This is a genomic window from Klebsiella quasipneumoniae subsp. quasipneumoniae, assembly GCF_020525925.1.
GTDB classification, from domain to species: domain Bacteria; phylum Pseudomonadota; class Gammaproteobacteria; order Enterobacterales; family Enterobacteriaceae; genus Klebsiella; species Klebsiella quasipneumoniae.
Genome location: NZ_CP084876.1, coordinates 3,340,700 through 3,357,643, shown reverse-complemented (window position 1 = coordinate 3,357,643; position 16,944 = coordinate 3,340,700). Strand labels below are relative to the sequence as shown.

Here is a 16,944-nt window from a genome sequence, read left to right as displayed (position 1 = left end):
TCGCATCAATGGTCGCTACTCGAGCTGGTTTTCCTGGCCGTCATTGGAACGACTTCACTCAGCACAGCCAGGCAAACCGCGTCTCCTACCTGTTGGGTGGAGGCAGAGCCCTGCATATCCGGCGTCTTCGGCCCACTGGCGATCGTCTGCTCAATTGCCGCCAGGATGCCGTTGTGCGCAGCGTGATAGCGCGCATCGCCGTTCCCGAGAAAATCAAGCATCATCGCCCCGGCCCATATGGTGGCGATCGGATTGGCGATATTTTTACCGTAGATATCCGGCGCTGAACCGTGGACCGGCTCGAACAGCGACGGGAAGGTGCGCTCCGGGTTGAGATTGGCCGATGGCGCAATACCAATGGTACCGGTGCAGGCCGGGCCAAGATCGGAGAGAATATCACCGAACAGATTGGAGCCGACGACCACGTCAAACCGCTCCGGCTGCAGCACGAAGCGGGCGCAGAGAATATCGATATGCTGCTTGTCCCAGCGGATCTCGGGATAGTTTTTGGCCATCTCCTCCACCCGCTCATCCCAGTAGGGCATGCTGATGGCCAGCCCGTTGGATTTCGTCGCCGAGGTCAGCGTTTTGCGCGGGCGGCTTTGCGCCAGCTCGAAGGCGTAGCGCAGGATACGGTCAACGCCCCGGCGGGTAAAGATCGACTCCTGAATCACCACTTCATGCTCGGTACCTTCATTGGCACGCCCGCCCAGAGCGGAATATTCGCCTTCGGTGTTCTCGCGCACCACGTAGAAATCGATATCGCCAGCCTTTTTCCCCGCCAGCGGGCAGGGGACGCCGGGGAACAGGCGCACCGGGCGCAGGTTGACGTACTGATCGAACTCGCGGCGGAACTTCAGCAGCGACCCCCACAGCGAGATATGATCCGGGACGGTATCCGGCCAGCCGACGGCGCCAAAGTAGATGGCGTCGAACCCCTGTAACTGCTCGCGCCAGTCGTCCGGCATCATCTTACCGTGATGAGCATAATATTCGCAGCTTGCCCACTCCATCTGCTCGAAGCTCAGCGCCAGATCCCACCGCTGCGCGGCGGCTTTCAGTACGCGGATCCCTTCAGGCAGGACTTCTTTGCCAATTCCGTCACCCGGGATGGCGGCAATACGACAGGTTTTTTTCATTCCGGTTCTCACTTTTTAGCGATGATGTTTGACCACCTGCTTATCCTATAATTGACTGATTCATAATTAATCACGCTAACTGGTGAAACATAAAACACAGATCATGAATAATCTGCCGCTGCTGAATGATTTACGCGTTTTTATGCTGGTCGCCCGCCGGGCCGGGTTTGCCGCCGCCGCTGAGGAGCTGGGCGTATCGCCGGCTTTTGTCAGCAAGCGGGTTTCGCTGCTGGAGCAAACCCTGAATGTGATGTTGCTGCACCGGACCACCCGCCGGGTCACCATTACCGAAGAGGGAGAGCGGATCTACGAGTGGGCGCAGCGCATTCTGCAGGATGTCGATGAGATGATGGACGAGCTCTCCGACGTGCGTCAGGTGCCGCAGGGAACGCTGCGGATTATCAGCAGCTTCGGCTTTGGTCGCCGGGTGGTGGCCCCCGCGCTGTCGGCGCTGGCGCTTCAGTACCCGCAGCTGGAGCTGCGTTTTGATGTTCAGGACCGACTGGTGGATTTAGTCAATGAAGGGGTGGATCTCGATATTCGCCTCGGCGACGATATCGCGCCGAATCTGATTGCCCGCCAGCTGGCGCGCAATCACCGCGTACTCTGCGCGTCGCCGCAGTTCCTCGCCCGCCATGCGCCGCCGAAACAGCTGAGCGATCTGGCGGCTCTGCCGTGCCTGGTGATTAAAGAGCGGGATCATCCGTTCGGCGTCTGGCAGCTGCATAGCAAAGAGGGCCAGCACGCCATCAAAGTGACCGGGCCGCTGTCGTCCAACCATGGCGAAATTGTTCATCAGTGGTGTCTGGACGGGCAGGGGATTGCGCTCCGTTCGTGGTGGGACGTCAGGGAGAATATCGCCAGCGGGCATCTGGTGCAGGTGCTGCCGGACTACTGGCAACCGGCCAACGTCTGGGCGGTTTACGTCTCCCGCCTGGCGACGTCGGCTAAAATTCGCACCACCGTGGAGTTTCTGCGCCACTATTTCCAGCAACACTATCCGCAGCATGAGCCGACGGCCAGGGCCGTCGGCAAAGACGATTAAACCCCAAGGCGGTCGCGCAGGCTGTAGTAGGCGGCGCCCATCGCGGTAAAGGGGATACGCAGGCTGCGGCCGCCCGGGAACGGGTAGTGCGGCAGTTTGGCAAAGGCGTCGAAACGTTCGGCGTCGCCGCGCAGCAGTTCCGAAATCAATCGTCCGGCGAGGTGGGTACAGGTGACCCCATGCCCGCTGTAGCCCTGCATGTAGTAGATGTTGCTATCCAGGCGACCAAACTGCGGCATCCGCGACAAGGTCAGCAGGAAGTTGCCCGTCCAGCGGTAGTCAATCTTCACCCCCTGCAGCTGTGGGAAGGTTTTCAGCAGCTTTGGCATAATCAGCCGCTCCACATCGTCCGGGTCGCGGGCGCCGTAGACCACGCCGCCGCCGTACAGCAGGCGGTTATCGCCGGTCAGACGGTAGTAGTCCAGCAGGTAGTTACAGTCTTCCACACAGTAGTTTTTCGGGATCAGCGAGCGGGCGACCTCCTCCGACAGCGGCGCGGTGGTGACCACCTGGGTGCCGCACGGCATGCTGCGCTTCGCCAGCTCCGGCTCCAGTTTGTCACCGAGATAGGCGTTGCCGGCGACGATCACATAGCGGGCAGTGACCTGGCCGCGGGCGGTGCTGACCACTGCCGGGCTGGTGTGCTGGATGCGGGTGACCGGCGACTGCTCATACACCCGGCCGCCGTTCAGGCGAATAGCGTCCGCTTCGCCGATGGCGAGGTTGAGCGGGTGAATATGGCCGCCGCTGTGGTCGAGCAGGGCGCCGACGTAGCGGTCGCTGTCCACTTCGCGACGAATCGCCTCTCTGTCCAGCAGCTCCAGCTGCGTGTTGCCGTAGCGCTCCCAGTTGGCTTTCTGTTCTTCCAGCGTCTCCAGCTGTTTATGGTTCATCGCCACGAACAGGCCGCCCGGTCGGTAATCGCACTGGATCTGATAGCGCTGGATGCGTTCGCGGATAATATCGCCGCCTTCGAACATCATGCTGCCGAGCATTTTCGCCGCATCCGGGCCGTAGTTTTTTTCAATCACGTCGATATCGCGGCTGTAGGAGTTAACCAGCTGACCGCCGTTGCGGCCGCTGGCGCCGAAGCCGATGCGCGCCCCTTCCAGCACCACCACGTCGTAGCCCATTTCGGCAAGATGCAGGGCAGAGGAGAGGCCGGTGTAGCCGCCGCCGACGACGCAGACGTCGCAGCTTATCGATTCGTCCAGCGTCGGAAAGGGTTCATATTTGTTGGCGCTGGCGGCGTAATAGCTGGTGGTATGTTCGGTCATGATTAAGACTCCAGGGCAATCCAGATGGTTTTCAGTTCGGTGAATTTTTCCAGGGCGTGCAGCGACTTATCGCGCCCGTTGCCGCTCTGTTTGTAACCGCCGAAGGGGACGGTCATATCACCATCGTTATAGTTGTTGACGAAGACCGAACCGGCCTTCAGGCGGCGGCTCATGCGGTGGGCGCGTGAGAGATCGCGAGTCCATACCGCGGCGCCGAGGCCGTAGTCGCTGTCGTTGGCAAGCCGCAGCGCCTCGTCTTCGCTTTTGAATCGCGTCACCACCAGCACCGGGCCGAAGATCTCTTCCCGGCTGAGGGTGGAAGCCGGGTCGACGTCAATGAAAATGGTCGGGCCGACGGCGGCTGGCCATGGATTTTTCCGCCCATCGAGGAACAGCGTGCTTTTACTTTCGCCGCCGCGAATAAAACTGTGCACGCTGTCGGCATGGGTGTTGTCAATCAGCATGCCCATGGTGGTGTTTGGGTCGAGTGGGTTGCCCGGCTGCCAGTGTTGCGCTTCGGTTTTCAGTCGCGCCAGGAACTCGTCGGCGATGCTCTCCTCCAGCAGCAGGCGGGTGCCGGCGATGCACACCTGGCCCTGGTTGTAGAAGATGCCGCCGGCGGTGGCGCTGACCGCTTTTTGCAGATCCGGGCAGTCGGCGAAGACGATGTTGGCGCTCTTGCCGCCCGCTTCCAGCCACACGCGCTTCATATTGCTGTCGCCGGCGTCTTTCAGCAGCTGCTTGCCGGTGCGGGTGGAGCCGGTAAAAGTAATGACCTCCACGTCAGGATGCAGGGCGAGCGCCTGTCCGGCCTCGTGACCAAAGCCGCTGACCACGTTCAGCACGCCGTCCGGCAGGCCAGCCTCTTTCGCCAGCCCGGCGAGGCGCAGGGCGGTGAGCGGCGATTTTTCCGACGGCTTAAGGATCACGCTGTTGCCTGCCGCCAACGCCGGACCGAGCTTCCAGCAGGCCAGCAGCAGCGGGAAGTTCCATGGCACCACCGCGGCGATGACGCCAATCGGTTCGCGGACGATCATCGCCAGCTCGTTGCTGCCGGTGGGGGCCACTTCGCCATAGACTTTATCCAGCGCTTCGGCATACCAGCGGATGGCGCGGGCGGCGCCGGGAATATCGTCGCGCAGGCTGTGGCGAATCGGTTTGCCGGTATCCAGCGTTTCCAGAAGCGCCAGCTCTTCGCGGTGGGCCTCCATCAGATCGGCGAAGCGTGTGAGAACCGCTTTACGCTGCGCGGGGGCGGCCTGTGACCAGTCGCCGTTATCAAAGACCCGGCGCGCGGCCTTCACCGCCAGCTCGACGTCGGCTTTTTTGCCGCGGGCGACATGGGCTAATGTTTGCTGCGCGGCAGGGTCAATGGTTTCAAAGGTGGTATTATCGACCGCGGCGCAATATTCGCCGTTAATAAATAATCGTGTTTCAATGGCCAGGCTTTTCGCTTTTTCCTGCCAGTAAGCCAGGTGCTGAAAATTCATCATGACTCCTTAAAAACATTATCGGCAAATTAATCATTTCGGCGTTTTCAGGCTGCACGGGGGCGCTGCGCCAGGCGCAGGGCATCGTGAATCCCCGGAGTTGAATACCGTTTTATTGCCCTAAATTTCGGCAGGTTGTCTGCATGCCGAATAATTCAGGGACGAGTCGCCATTCACGGCGTTAATTATTTCAGGGCCAGCAGGAAATAGGATTCCCTTCCGGCACAAACGTTATGACGGCGAGTTTTTCGCGGCGACGAAAATAAAATTTCCGCCGTCGCAGGTCTGAAGAAAGCCTGAACCTCGTTCAGGCTAACTATTCAGAATGTGGTGGGGGTGTGGGCACTGATGATGCGGCAGATGCCTGCCGAGGTGTTGCTGAAGCTGTGCGGGATGCCGGTGTTAATGGCATAGCTCTGTCCAGCCACCAGGTGGTACGACTGACCGTTAATGGTCAGCACGATCTCCCCCTCCAGTATGGTGCCTATCTCCTCACCCTGATGCTTAATCCTCTCCCCGGTCGTGGTTCCAGGCTGGTAAGTTTCAAAAATCATCGCCAGCGTACGGTTCGGATTTCCGTTATGAACCAGCTTCATGGAAACGCCCTGACTGCCCATTTCGATAAGGTCATCCTGATTAATGACCACCTGGGGTTCGTCCGGCTTTTCGGGTTCAGAAAAGAATTCCGAGAGCGACAGCCCATAGACTTTCAGCAGCTTTTGCAGCGTACTGATGGCGGGACTGACTTTGTCCTGCTCTATGGTGCTGATGGCACTATGTGTTAACCCAGACAGTTCGGCGGCACGACGCTGCGAGAGACCCAGCTGTTGGCGGATCTCTGACAGACGTTTCCCTGGCGCCAGTCCGTCATCGCTCATATTTGCATTTCCTTAACGGTAGTGGTCAGCGCCGCCGCTTTTCAGCATGATGGCCCTGACAGGCGGTGATAAAACCATCAAACAACATACGCGACAGGGCGTATTCGCTACTGTTCCATTCAGGATGCCACTGTACGCCCAGCGCGAAAGGGTGATCGTTCACGCTGACCGCTTCCACCAGTCCATCCGGCGCTCGCGCCTCCACGCGCAGCTGCGGACTCAGGGTTTTTGCCCCTTGTCCGTGTAGCGAGTTTACCCAAAACGTGTTGCAGCCCGGTATCAATTGCGACAGCAATCCTCCTTCCTGAACCTCAACCTGATGGGACGGGGCATACTGCTGCTCGACGGGCAGTTCAGGATCTTCGCGATGCTCCAGCAGCTCAGGCTGCTCGAACAGACGACGATACAGAGTCCCACCGGTGGCGACAACCAGTTCCTGCAGTCCACGACAGATGGCGAAAATGGGGATGCGCCTTTCGAGTGCGGCGTTAATCAGCGCCATGCTCAGAAGATCACGCCCGGGGTCGGCGTCAGGCTCATCGCCGTTTTCACCATAAAGGTGCGGCTGCACGTTACTGGGGCTGCCTGGCAGGTATATCCCGTCCAGTTTATCGACTAACGCGTTCAGCAGCTCCGGCTCCGCCAGCGCATGCGGCAGGGCGATCGGCAGTCCGCCGGCGTTAACAATTGCATTCAGGTACTTTTCTTGCAAGGTCTGGGTCTGGTGACCCTTAAGCCTGTTTCTACACATCACGACGCCAATAACTGGCTTGTACATTATATTTTCCATGATCGCCCTCACAAAGTGGACTAAATTATGACCGCTATAGCGGGTTTAACGGCCATATCGTTCAATATTTTCTCAATCTAGCAGTGGAAATAGCCCTTTGCAAACTTAATTTAACATTTGACAAACAATTTATTTGCATACACAGTCGATGGGGTGGACATTATATTTAACGGCCTGAGTGCAGGACCGAAACCAAACCAACGGCGGTGAATCATGGAAACCAATATCGTAGAAGTTGAGAATTTTGTTCAGCAAACGGAAGAGAGACGGGTCAGCGCGTTCGCGAAAGAAGTGAAGCGCTACCTCGAAACCTACCCTGATACCCAATATGTCGATGTCCTCCTCACTGATCTGAACGGCTGCTTCCGCGGCAAGCGCATCCCCGTTGCCGGCCTGAGCAAGCTGGAGAAAGGCTGTTATTTTCCGGCCTCGGTGTTTGCGATGGATATTCTCGGCAACGTCGTGGAAGAGGCCGGTCTGGGCCAGGAGATGGGCGAGCCGGATCGCAGCTGCATCCCGGTGCCCGGTACCTTAACGCCTTCAGCGGCCGATCCGCAGTCGATAGCCCAGGTACAGCTGACTATGGTTGATGAAGATGGCGCTCCCTTTGACGTTGAGCCGCGGAACGTACTCAACCGCCTCTGGCAGCAGCTGCGCCAGCGCGGGCTGTTCCCCGTGGTAGCGGTAGAGCTGGAGTTCTATTTACTGGACCGCAAACGCGATGCCGAAGGCTACCTGCAGCCGCCGTGCGCGCCGGGCACCGACGATCGCAACACCCAGAGCCAGGTCTACTCGGTCGATAACCTGAACCACTTTGCCGACGTGCTCAACGACATCGACGAGCTGGCGAAACTGCAGCTGATCCCCGCCGACGGCGCGGTGGCCGAAGCCTCGCCGGGCCAGTTTGAAATCAATCTCCACCATACCGATAACGTGCTGGATGCCTGCGATGATGCGCTGGCGTTAAAACGTCTCGTGCGTTTAATGGCGGAGAAGCATAAGATGCACGCCACTTTTATGGCCAAGCCTTATGAAGAGCATGCGGGCAGCGGGATGCATATCCACATCAGCATGCTGAACAATAAAGGGGAAAACGTGCTGGTGGACGGCGACGGGGAAGACTCCGCGCTGCTCAAACGCGCGCTGGCCGGGATGATCGATCTGATGCCGGCCTCGATGGCGCTGCTGGCGCCGAACGTGAACTCGTATCGCCGCTTCCAGCCGGGGATGTATGTCCCGACGCAGGCTTCCTGGGGCCATAACAACCGTACCGTGGCGCTGCGGATCCCGTGCGGAGAACGGCAGAACCACCGCGTGGAGTATCGCGTGGCGGGAGCGGACGCCAACCCGTATCTGGTGATGGCGGCGATTTTCGCCGGTATCCTGCACGGGCTGGATAACCCTCAGCTGCCTTTGCAGGAAGAGGTGGAAGGTAACGGCCTGGAACAAGAAGGGCTGCCGTTCCCGATCCGTCAGAGCGACGCGCTGTGGGAGTTTATGCAGAACGATCACCTGCGTGAGCGTCTCGGCGAGCGTTTCTGCCACGTTTTCCATGCCTGCAAGCATGATGAATTATTGCAGTTTGAGCGTCTTATCACAGAAACTGAAATTGAGTGGATGTTGAAAAACGCCTGATGGTCGCCCCGCGAGGGGCGCATGAGTTGAGTCATGAGTAGCATCATACGGCCTGAGCGGAGCCTGGTCGTCCTTTTTGCTGGGAGCCCAGCCATTTCCCGGATGTCGCGTTAAGGAGCGCAGGCGGCAACGGGGCTTCAGTTAACGACACAGTGTGTGACGAGGAAATGAGATGATGCAGATGTTCAAATATCCGCAGGGAGAGGGAGGCCGCTCAGGCCGCATTGGATGCCAGCCAGCAACCGCTCACCGGTCCGTCTTACCCTTTTATTTATGCCTTACCCCCTTGCTAAGCAGGTTTGTCACGCGAACGTTGTGCCCGCAAACTGTTATCCGCAAGGGGGGAATGGTCGATGGCAATTAATCTTCCTGCGCATAACGCCGCTCAGGCGGGCAGACCGCGTCTGCGTAAATCCCTCAAACTCTGGCAAGTGGTGATGATGGGGCTCGCCTATCTGACGCCGATGACGGTGTTTGATACCTTCGGCATTGTCTCCGGCATCAGCAACGGCCACGTCCCGGCGTCGTATTTGCTGGCGCTGGCTGGCGTGCTGTTCACCGCCATCAGCTACGGCAAACTGGTGCGCCAGTTCCCGGAAGCCGGCTCTGCCTACACCTACGCGCAAAAATCCATCAGTCCGCACGTCGGTTTTATGGTCGGCTGGTCGTCGCTGCTGGATTATCTGTTCCTGCCGATGATCAACGTCCTGCTGGCGAAGATCTATCTCTCGGCGCTGTTCCCGGAAGTGCCGCCATGGGTGTGGGTGGTGACCTTTGTCGCCATTCTGACCGCCGCGAACCTGAAAAGCGTTAACCTGGTGGCCAACTTCAACACCCTGTTCGTGCTGGTGCAGATCTCGATTATGGTGGTGTTTGTCATTCTGGTGGTCCAGGGGCTGCACAAAGGCGAGGGGGTAGGGACCGTCTGGTCGCTGCAGCCGTTTATCAGCCAGAATGCGCATCTGATCCCGATTATTACCGGGGCGACCATCGTCTGCTTTTCGTTTCTCGGCTTCGACGCGGTGACCACGCTGTCGGAAGAGACGCCTGACGCCGCACGGGTGATCCCGAAGGCGATTTTTCTCACCGCGATGTACGGCGGCATTATTTTCATCGTCGCGTCGTTCTTTATGCAGCTGTTTTTCCCGGATATTCATCGCTTTAAAGACCCGGACGCCGCGCTGCCGGAGATTGCGTTGTACGTGGGCGGCAAGCTGTTCCAGTCAATTTTCCTCTGCACCACCTTTGTTAACACCCTGGCGTCCGGCCTGGCGTCCCATGCCAGCGTCTCCCGGCTGCTGTACGTGATGGGCCGCGATAACGTCTTCCCGGAGCGCATTTTCGGCTATGTGCATCCGAAATGGCGCACCCCGGCGTTGAACGTGATTATGGTGGGTATTGTCGCGCTGTCGGCGCTGTTCTTCGACCTGGTGACCGCCACCGCGTTGATTAACTTCGGCGCGCTGGTGGCCTTCACCTTCGTTAACCTGTCGGTGTTCAACCACTTCTGGCGGCGCAAAGGGTACAACAAAACCTGGAAGGATCGACTGCACTATCTGCTGCTGCCGATGGTCGGGGCGTTGACGGTAGGGGTGCTGTGGATCAACCTCGAGGCCACTTCCCTGACGCTCGGTCTGGTGTGGGCGGCGCTTGGTCTGGTGTATCTGGCTTATCTGACCCGACGCTTCCGTAAACCGCCGCCGCAGTTCGATGCCGCCAAGGCGGAGCAGGCCTGGGAGTCCTAGAGCCTGACGCAGAAACCGAACAAAGGCAGGCCCGCAGTCCTGCCTTTGTTATGGCATCGGTAAGGGACAGTACAGGATGGTAAAGAAATCAGCAGAAAACGGCGGAGAACGGAAGGTATTATTTCTTCTTTTTATGGACAGGTAACTGACTGGCGCGCCGTTCTTTGAGGTACGACACCAGACTGTAGATGGCGACGCCCAGCAGCGCCACCGCGACGATAAAGAGAATAAGACCCGACATAGACCAACCTAAAATTCTGTTTAGAAAGGGAAAAAGATACAGGGCTCAGTTGAAGATAACATCGGGATATGTCTGAAAGATGACGCCTCATCGCGGGAATATCCGCCGCAGGGGTTGTGATAAAATATTTCCCGCAGGAATGTGACAGTCTGGGTTTCAGCTGAAAGGGCGTAACACTCCGTTAAGTGATTTTACAGAAGTGCGGCCAGCAGCGGGTTACGCTGACCGCGAATTAGAATGATCTGAGAGCAAGACATGTATAAGAAAACCCTCAGCCTGCTGGGCGTGGCGCTGGCGCTGACGGCCTTCGCCAGTCAGGCTGAAAATGAACGTCAGGCGATCCGCGAGCGGATCGTGGAGCAGGTCCTGAAACCGTGTGAAGGTAAAAAAGCGGGCGATAAGGTGGTGATCACCGATCGCCGCGGCGGTGAGCACGAGGCGATCTGTACCCTGGCGGCGGTTCCACTGCCGGAGTGAGTTAGCGATATCGCGGCGCTGGTTGCCCGGTTCGCGCGCTGGTAAACAGCGCCAGTCGCGTCTGCTCGAAAGCCTCCCACAATCCCAGGTCATGCACGGGCGGTAAGGTGACCTTTTCCCCCATCTCCAGTCCTCTGAGGGCGGCGTCAACCAGATCCTCGGTGGTCATGACCGTACCGGTGGGCAGGGCGTCCAGCGCCACGCCGGAGGTCGGCCACAGATCGGTGGCGGTCGCCGCCGGCAATACCGCCTGAATACGCACGCCGCTGTCGGCAAACTCATCCTGCAGGCCACGGGTAAAGCTCAACACCCAGGCTTTGCTGGCGCTGTAGACCGCGCTGCCCGGCAGCGTATGCAGCGCAAGAATAGAGGCAATATTGATCAGCGTTCCGCGGCCCCGGGGAGCAAAAGCGGCCAGCGCGGCATAGCTCAGGCGCAGGAGCGCGGTGGTGTTGAGCGTATGAATCGCCTGGTGCTCGCGCGGCGTACTGGCGAGAAAGCCCGCCATTTTTGCCGTGCCGGCGTTGTTGATGAACAGGTCAATGGCGGGATCGTGCTGCAGACGCTGCTCCACGGCTTCAATGCCTTGCTCCTCGCTCAGGTCGGCCTTGACGATGCTGGCCCGGATGGCGTAGCGCGCCTGCAGCTGCCCGGCGAGCGCCTGCAGCCGATCTTCACGGCGGGCGGCGAGGATCAGATCGTAGCCGCGAGCGGCGAGTCGTTCGGCATAGATCGCGCCGATACCTGAGGAAGCGCCGGTGATAAAAGCAGTGTGCGATGACTGGGACATGAGTATTGCCTCTTAAAAGGTTGCATTATTAAACCAAATTCAGGATGAGATACTTGGTTTAATAATGCAACCATTTTGCCGGGCTTTTTTTATTTTTGCCTGCCGCGGGCAGCGATTAGTCGTTCAGCGGAACGGCGATGGTGATATCCGCTGGGGCCAGCTCACGGCCATCCGCCGCCTGCAGGACCAGTTTACGCAGGGGCTGGCGCTGCTGGCGGTCAATAAGCCGGGTTGCCGGTTCGTCAGGATCGAACAGATAGTCATCCGCCCACTGGGAAAGGGCGACCAGCACGGTCTGCAGGGCGCGGCCCTTATCCGTCAGGACGTACTCCTGCCAGGCGCTGCCGTCGGAGGCCGGCTGCAGACGCAGGATGCCTTCATCCACCAGCATTTTCAGGCGTCCGGCGAGCATATTTTTGGCAATGCCGAGGTTTTTCTGGAATTCACTAAAACGGCACGCCCCGCGCAGGGCATCGCGGACGATAAGCAGCGACCACCAGTCACCGATAACGTCGAGGGAGCGGGCGACAGGACAGCAGCTGTTTTCAAGACGGGTACGTTTCACGAAAGCCTCCGGGTTAGTTGTTTCATTATAAAACTATTTGGTCGGCAGAGGAAATTTTCGGCGGCGGTCTAAGTTTGCGAGCGAATGCCAGGAAAAATGGCATAAATCCGTCACAATTAACCCGATGATAATAAATGACTAAGGATGAAGGGATGAAAAAACGTCTACTCGCCGCCGCCGTAGCCGGCGCGGTCATGTTATCCGCCGGCGCTCTGGCGCAGGACACGGCCGCCCCGGAGGGGTATCAGCTGCAGCAGGTGCTGATCATGAGTCGTCACAACCTGCGCGCGCCGCTGGCCAATAACGGTAGCGTGCTGGAGCAGTCCACCGCCAAAGCCTGGCCGCAATGGGATGTGCCGGGCGGCCAGCTGACCACCAAGGGTGGCGTGCTGGAGGTGTATATGGGCCACTATATGCGCGAATGGCTGGCGCAGCAGAAGCTGGTGACCAGCGGCGAGTGCCCGCCGGAAAACGCTGTTTACGCCTACGCTAACAGCCTGCAGCGCACCGTCGCCACCGCGCAGTTCTTTATCACCGGCGCGTTCCCGGGCTGCGGCATTGCGGTGCATCATCAGCCGCAGATGGGCACCATGGACCCGACCTTCAACCCGGTTATCACCGACGACTCCCCGGCGTTTCGTGAGAAAGCGCTGCAGGCGATGGAAAAAGAGCGCCAGGGGATGCAGTTGACCGAGAGTTACAAGCTGCTGGAGACGATGATCGATTACCGCAACTCGCCCTCCTGCAAAGAGAAGCAGGTCTGTTCCCTGAGCGAGGGTAAAGATACCTTTAGCGCCGGTTATCAGCAGGAGCCGGGGGTGTCCGGGCCGCTGAAGGTGGGCAACTCGCTGGTGGACGCCTTCACCCTGCAATATTATGAAGGCTTCCCCAAAGACCAGGTGGCGTGGGGGGAGATCACCAGCGATAAGCAGTGGCAGGTGCTGTCGAAGCTGAAAAACGGCTATCAGGATAGTCTGTTTACTTCGGTGGCGGTGGCGCAAAACGTGGCCAAGCCGCTGGTCAACTATATCGATAACGCGCTGGTGGGCGAGGGGGCCAGCAAGGCGAAAGTCACGCTGCTGGTGGGACACGACTCGAATATTGCCTCGCTGCTGACGGCGCTGGACTTTAAGCCCTATCAACTGCCCGGCCAGTATGAGCGCACGCCTATCGGCGGCAAACTGCTGTTTCAACGCTGGCACGACAGCGGCAGCAACCGCGATCTGATGAAGATTGAGTATGTCTACCAGAGCACCGAGCAGCTGCGTAATGCCGACCCATTGACGTTGCAGACCCCGCCGCAGCGGGTCACGCTGGCGCTTAACGGCTGCCCGGTCGATGACCAGGGTTTCTGTCCGCTGGAGACCTTTAAAAAGGTGATCAACGAGGCGGCGAAATAACGAAAAAACCCGGAGCAATCCGGGTTTTTTAGCAGGTTAGGGTGAGACTCGGCAGGGATAAACGTCCTAGACGTTTTTACGCTCAATCGTCTGTTCACCCCAGAACAGCGCATCTTTATCGGTTTTGGCAAAGGCCAGCGCCAGCACTTCGTCGCTGCCTTCCTCCCAGATTTGCTCCGCCAGTTTTTCATCATAGTGGGCGACTTCGAAAATCGCCTCGGCGATCTCCGGCGAGGTGTTACGTAAACTTGCCCATTCGCCGACGCGATGTGCTTTTGCTTCTTGAGTTGGCATAGTGCTCCTCCTGCGGAAGATTAGCCGTGCAGTTTAACGGCCAGTTTGGCGACATGTTCACCCTGATAGCGGGCGATGGCTAACTCTTCCTCGCTTGGCTGACGCGAGCCGTCGCCGCCGGCAATAGTGGTTGCGCCATAAGGCGTCCCGCCGCGGACCTGGGAGATATCGAACAGCTCCTGGGCGCCGTAGCCGATCGGCACGATGATCATGCCGTGGTGGGCCAGCGTCGTCCAGGTGGAGGTAATGGTTTGTTCCTGGCCGCCGCCGGTGCCGGTTGAGCTGAATACGCTGGCGATCTTGCCATACAGCGCGCCGGATGCCCACAGGCCGCCGGTCTGATCGAGGAAGGTGCGCATTTGTCCGGACATATTGCCGAAACGAGTCGGGGTACCAAAGATGATGGCGTCATACTCAGCCAGTTCCTGCGGCGTAGCGACAGGCGCGTTTTGCGTTTTACCGCCTGCTTTGGCAAACGCTTCTGCCTGCATGGTTTCCGGCACACGCTTCACAACCACCTCAACGCCGTCCACCCGGTTCGCCCCATCGGCGACGGCATGAGCCATGGTTTCAATGTGTCCATACATGGAATAATAAAGCACCAGAATTTTAGCCATTTCCATCACTCCTCGGTTGCATTATAAGCCAGCCAAATAGCTGGTACCTTTAAAGATAAAGCCTCTGCCGAAGAGTGCAAATCCAACGGGCATTTATTTGATTTATAACAAAATGACAAAGCATTATTTACTTTTCCTTGCGCAGCGCGGCCTGAGCGGCGGAGAAGCGGGAAGCGATGCCTCCGCCATTCTGGCCGGTGCGGCGAGGATGTAGCATCAGGATACATTTTCGCTAACTATTTTTTCTTCGTCAGCAGAGGAGGTTAGCGCCATCACGCGGCGCGAGGGGATTTTTTTCGCCAGGCTTTGTTTCTGAATGTGACATTTGCCATCGTCAGCGGCAGTCATTCACTAACCTTATAGATACGCGGCAGGACAGCGGCGTCGCCGCTCCCGCGTAATGCACTATGATGTCTAACCTAATGGAGGTCAGTAATGGCAAACCATCGTGGCGGTTCTGGCAACTTTGCTGAAGACCGTGAAAGAGCATCAGAAGCAGGACGTAAAGGTGGCCAGCATAGCGGGGGGAATTTTAAAAATGACCCTCAGCGCGCCTCAGAGGCTGGTAAAAAAGGGGGTAAAAACAGTCACGGTAGTCGTGAGAGTTAACGCGCGACTCGCACTGTTCTCTTTGATGCGGTGTTAATCTCCCCGACCCAACCGCATCGCCCTCGCCGCCGGCATCAGCCGGCGGTTTTTTTTTAACTGTCGGAGGTTGCGCTCCCGCCGGGCCGATTGCACACTGGTCGCCCGTTAATCGTCATGGCTGTTTTATGTCTTCGTTAAAATTCTCCGTTAGCCGCCAGGAAGCGCTCCTTATCATGATCACCATGTTCTGGGGAGGGACCTTCCTTGCCGTGCAGTATGCGGTCAGCCTCAGCGGGCCGCTGTTTTTTGTCGGCCTGCGTTTCGCGACCGCCGCGCTGGCGGTGGGTCTGCTCTCGCTGCGCACCCTGCGCGGTATGACATGGCTGGAGGTGAAGGCGGGGGTGGCGATTGGCGTGGCGATTGCGCTGGGGTATGGGCTGCAGACCTGGGGACTGCAGTCGATCTCCAGCAGTAAGTCTGCCTTTATCACGGCGATGTATGTGCCGCTGGTGCCGCTGCTGCAGTGGCTGTGCCTGGGTCGTATGCCGGGGGTGATGTCCTGCGTGGGGATTGTGCTGGCCTTTATCGGTTTGATCCTGCTGGCCGGGCCGGAAAACAATCTGCTGGCGCTTGGCGTGGGGGAGATGATCACGCTGGCGAGCGCGCTGGCGATTGCCGCGGAGATTATCCTTATCAGCGCCTGGGCCGGGAAAGTGGATGTTCGGCGGGTGACGGTGGTGCAGCTGGCGACCGCGTCGCTGGTGGCTTTCGCCGCCATGAAGCCGGCCGGTGAGTCAGTGCCGCCGTTGACGCCGGCGCTGCTCGGCGTGGCGCTGGGGCTGGGCATTTTCAGCGCGATCATTCAGGTGACCATGAACTGGGCGCAGCGCAGCGTCTCGCCGACGCGGGCCACGCTGATCTATACCGGCGAACCGGTGTGGGCCGGTATTTTTGGCCGGTTGGCCGGTGAGCGTCTGCCGCTGCTGGCCCTCCTCGGCTGCGTCTTTATCCTCGCGGGCGTGCTGGTGAGCGAGCTGAAGTGGAAGCGCAAACCGCCGCCGCAGATGTCAACGAATAACGATGCGCAACCGCTCCCGGATCTGGCCGATCGTCGCGAGCCGTAATTTTACGCTTCTGATCCTACAGCGGCGCTTATCCTGGCTGGCCTACTCGTCCGGCTCTGATTGTCTGTAGGCCCGGCAAGCAACGGCGCCGCCGGGCGATGGAATCAGGCACGGAGTTGCGTTTATACCGGGTGGCGGCTGCGCCTTACCCGGCCTACAACCCCAACTCACCGCTGGCGTAGGGGCTGCTGAAACTGCCGTTGTTGGCGGCCTCAAAATCGCTGAGACGTTCCCGGAAGGCCGGGGCAGCCCGCATGGATGCGGGCTGAGGGCCGTGTTTTGCACGGACGCTGCCTCGGCCCGACCCGAAGCCTGCAGGGATAAGTCGAAGGGACCACGCAGTGGCGATTTTGCTGGCCGGAGCCCGGGGGTACAGGGGGCGGCGGCGACTGGCCGCCCCCTGTGCGCTCCCTGCGCCAGGAGAGGCATAACGCAGAAGACCTATCGGGAGCGCCATCTGCCCGGAAATAACACAGAACAACCGTTTTGCCGGGGCGAAACCGTTGCAAACCGATAACCGTATCAAATTATCCAGCCCTGACGGTCAGTCGGCCCACGCCAGCGCAGCGCCGCCGTGAGGTCAGGCTCAGTACCCGTGGCGATGCCGGATGGCGGCATAACTGCCTTATCCGGCCTACAGGCACACATCACCCAGGCCCGCGCAAGCGCAGCGCCGCCGGGCGATGGCATCAGGCACGGCGTCGCTTTTATGCCGGATGGCGGTTGCGCCTTACCCGGCCTACGTTCGTACGACCTGCCGTTAATTTATTCACCATTGTTGCTGAAACTGCCGGTGCTGACGGCCTCAAAATCGCTGAGACGTTCACGGAAGGCCGGGGCAGCCCGCAT

Annotated in this window: 18 protein-coding genes; 8 read left to right on the top strand and 10 right to left on the bottom strand. The window is 59.0% G+C overall.

The window, feature by feature from the left end:
• Positions 1-5 precede the first annotated feature (5 nt).
• Entirely contained in the window at positions 6-1,139 is a 1,134-nt protein-coding gene (locus LGM20_RS16395; protein ID WP_044521999.1) for a tartrate dehydrogenase, read from the bottom strand.
• Between the two features lie 82 nt (positions 1,140-1,221).
• On the opposite strand from LGM20_RS16395, the gene LGM20_RS16390 reads away from it, so the two are divergent.
• Positions 1,222-2,184, top strand: a complete 963-nt coding sequence (locus tag LGM20_RS16390; protein ID WP_072096457.1) for a LysR substrate-binding domain-containing protein — start codon at positions 1,222-1,224, stop codon at positions 2,182-2,184.
• On the opposite strand, the gene LGM20_RS16385 is transcribed toward LGM20_RS16390, so the two are convergent.
• The 4 genes from LGM20_RS16385 to puuD all read right to left on the bottom strand — a co-directional run bounded on the left by LGM20_RS16385 (position 2,181) and on the right by puuD (position 6,607).
• Positions 2,181-3,461, bottom strand: coding sequence for an NAD(P)/FAD-dependent oxidoreductase (locus LGM20_RS16385; RefSeq protein ID WP_023289085.1), 1,281 nt, complete (start codon positions 3,459-3,461; stop codon positions 2,181-2,183). The genes LGM20_RS16390 and LGM20_RS16385 overlap by 4 nt on opposite strands.
• 2 nt (positions 3,462-3,463) lie before the next feature.
• Entirely contained in the window at positions 3,464-4,951 is a 1,488-nt protein-coding gene (gene puuC / locus LGM20_RS16380; protein WP_032455303.1) for an aldehyde dehydrogenase PuuC, read from the bottom strand.
• 320 nt (positions 4,952-5,271) lie between these two features.
• A complete protein-coding gene (gene puuR, locus LGM20_RS16375) occupies positions 5,272-5,829 on the bottom strand; it encodes an HTH-type transcriptional regulator PuuR (protein ID WP_002898590.1) in 558 nt (185 codons plus the stop codon).
• A 25-nt stretch (positions 5,830-5,854) separates the two neighbouring features.
• Positions 5,855-6,607 carry a gamma-glutamyl-gamma-aminobutyrate hydrolase gene (gene puuD, locus LGM20_RS16370; protein ID WP_072199196.1) on the bottom strand — a complete coding sequence of 251 codons (753 nt, stop codon included), beginning with the start codon at positions 6,605-6,607 and terminating at the stop codon, positions 5,855-5,857.
• Between the two features lie 225 nt (positions 6,608-6,832).
• On the opposite strand from puuD, the gene LGM20_RS16365 reads away from it, so the two are divergent.
• The 3 genes from LGM20_RS16365 to LGM20_RS16360 all read left to right on the top strand — a co-directional run bounded on the left by LGM20_RS16365 (position 6,833) and on the right by LGM20_RS16360 (position 9,999).
• Positions 6,833-8,254 carry a glutamine synthetase family protein gene (locus LGM20_RS16365; RefSeq protein WP_002898595.1) on the top strand — a complete coding sequence of 474 codons (1,422 nt, stop codon included), beginning with the start codon at positions 6,833-6,835 and terminating at the stop codon, positions 8,252-8,254.
• Positions 8,255-8,426: 172 nt separating this feature from the next.
• Positions 8,427-8,618, top strand: coding sequence for a YmjE family protein (locus LGM20_RS26705; protein ID WP_071787205.1), 192 nt, complete (start codon positions 8,427-8,429; stop codon positions 8,616-8,618).
• Complete coding sequence (locus LGM20_RS16360; RefSeq protein ID WP_044522001.1) at positions 8,608-9,999, top strand: APC family permease; 1,392 nt, start codon at positions 8,608-8,610, stop codon at positions 9,997-9,999. The genes LGM20_RS26705 and LGM20_RS16360 overlap by 11 nt, the downstream gene beginning before the upstream one ends.
• 118 nt (positions 10,000-10,117) lie before the next feature.
• Here the strand turns inward: LGM20_RS16360 and LGM20_RS16355 are convergent, their stop codons facing one another.
• A complete protein-coding gene (locus LGM20_RS16355) occupies positions 10,118-10,240 on the bottom strand; it encodes a small membrane protein (RefSeq protein WP_002898600.1) in 123 nt (40 codons plus the stop codon).
• A 255-nt stretch (positions 10,241-10,495) separates the two neighbouring features.
• Between LGM20_RS16355 and LGM20_RS16350 the strand changes: the two genes are divergently transcribed.
• Positions 10,496-10,717 carry a hypothetical protein gene (locus LGM20_RS16350; RefSeq protein ID WP_023289090.1) on the top strand — a complete coding sequence of 74 codons (222 nt, stop codon included), beginning with the start codon at positions 10,496-10,498 and terminating at the stop codon, positions 10,715-10,717.
• Between the two features lies 1 nt (position 10,718).
• Here LGM20_RS16350 and LGM20_RS16345 read toward each other — a convergent pair whose 3' ends face one another.
• On the bottom strand, positions 10,719-11,507 hold the full coding sequence (locus LGM20_RS16345) for an SDR family NAD(P)-dependent oxidoreductase (RefSeq protein WP_044522002.1): 789 nt from the start codon (positions 11,505-11,507) through the stop codon (positions 10,719-10,721).
• Positions 11,508-11,622: 115 nt separating this feature from the next.
• Complete coding sequence (locus tag LGM20_RS16340) at positions 11,623-12,072, bottom strand: winged helix-turn-helix transcriptional regulator (RefSeq protein ID WP_023289093.1); 450 nt, start codon at positions 12,070-12,072, stop codon at positions 11,623-11,625.
• 152 nt (positions 12,073-12,224) lie between these two features.
• On the opposite strand from LGM20_RS16340, the gene agp reads away from it, so the two are divergent.
• On the top strand, positions 12,225-13,472 hold the full coding sequence (gene agp / locus LGM20_RS16335) for a bifunctional glucose-1-phosphatase/inositol phosphatase (protein ID WP_044522004.1): 1,248 nt from the start codon (positions 12,225-12,227) through the stop codon (positions 13,470-13,472).
• Between the two features lie 66 nt (positions 13,473-13,538).
• Here agp and LGM20_RS16330 read toward each other — a convergent pair whose 3' ends face one another.
• A complete protein-coding gene (locus LGM20_RS16330; RefSeq protein WP_008805934.1) occupies positions 13,539-13,766 on the bottom strand; it encodes a YccJ family protein in 228 nt (75 codons plus the stop codon).
• A gap of 20 nt (positions 13,767-13,786) precedes the next feature.
• Complete coding sequence (gene wrbA, locus LGM20_RS16325) at positions 13,787-14,383, bottom strand: NAD(P)H:quinone oxidoreductase (protein WP_002898704.1); 597 nt, start codon at positions 14,381-14,383, stop codon at positions 13,787-13,789.
• 435 nt (positions 14,384-14,818) lie between these two features.
• On the opposite strand from wrbA, the gene LGM20_RS16320 reads away from it, so the two are divergent.
• Both LGM20_RS16320 and LGM20_RS16315 read left to right on the top strand, forming a co-directional pair.
• Entirely contained in the window at positions 14,819-14,992 is a 174-nt protein-coding gene (locus LGM20_RS16320) for a con-10 family general stress protein (protein ID WP_002898708.1), read from the top strand.
• A 164-nt stretch (positions 14,993-15,156) separates the two neighbouring features.
• Complete coding sequence (locus tag LGM20_RS16315) at positions 15,157-16,095, top strand: DMT family transporter (protein ID WP_044522006.1); 939 nt, start codon at positions 15,157-15,159, stop codon at positions 16,093-16,095.
• The last annotated feature ends 849 nt before the right edge of the window (positions 16,096-16,944 follow it).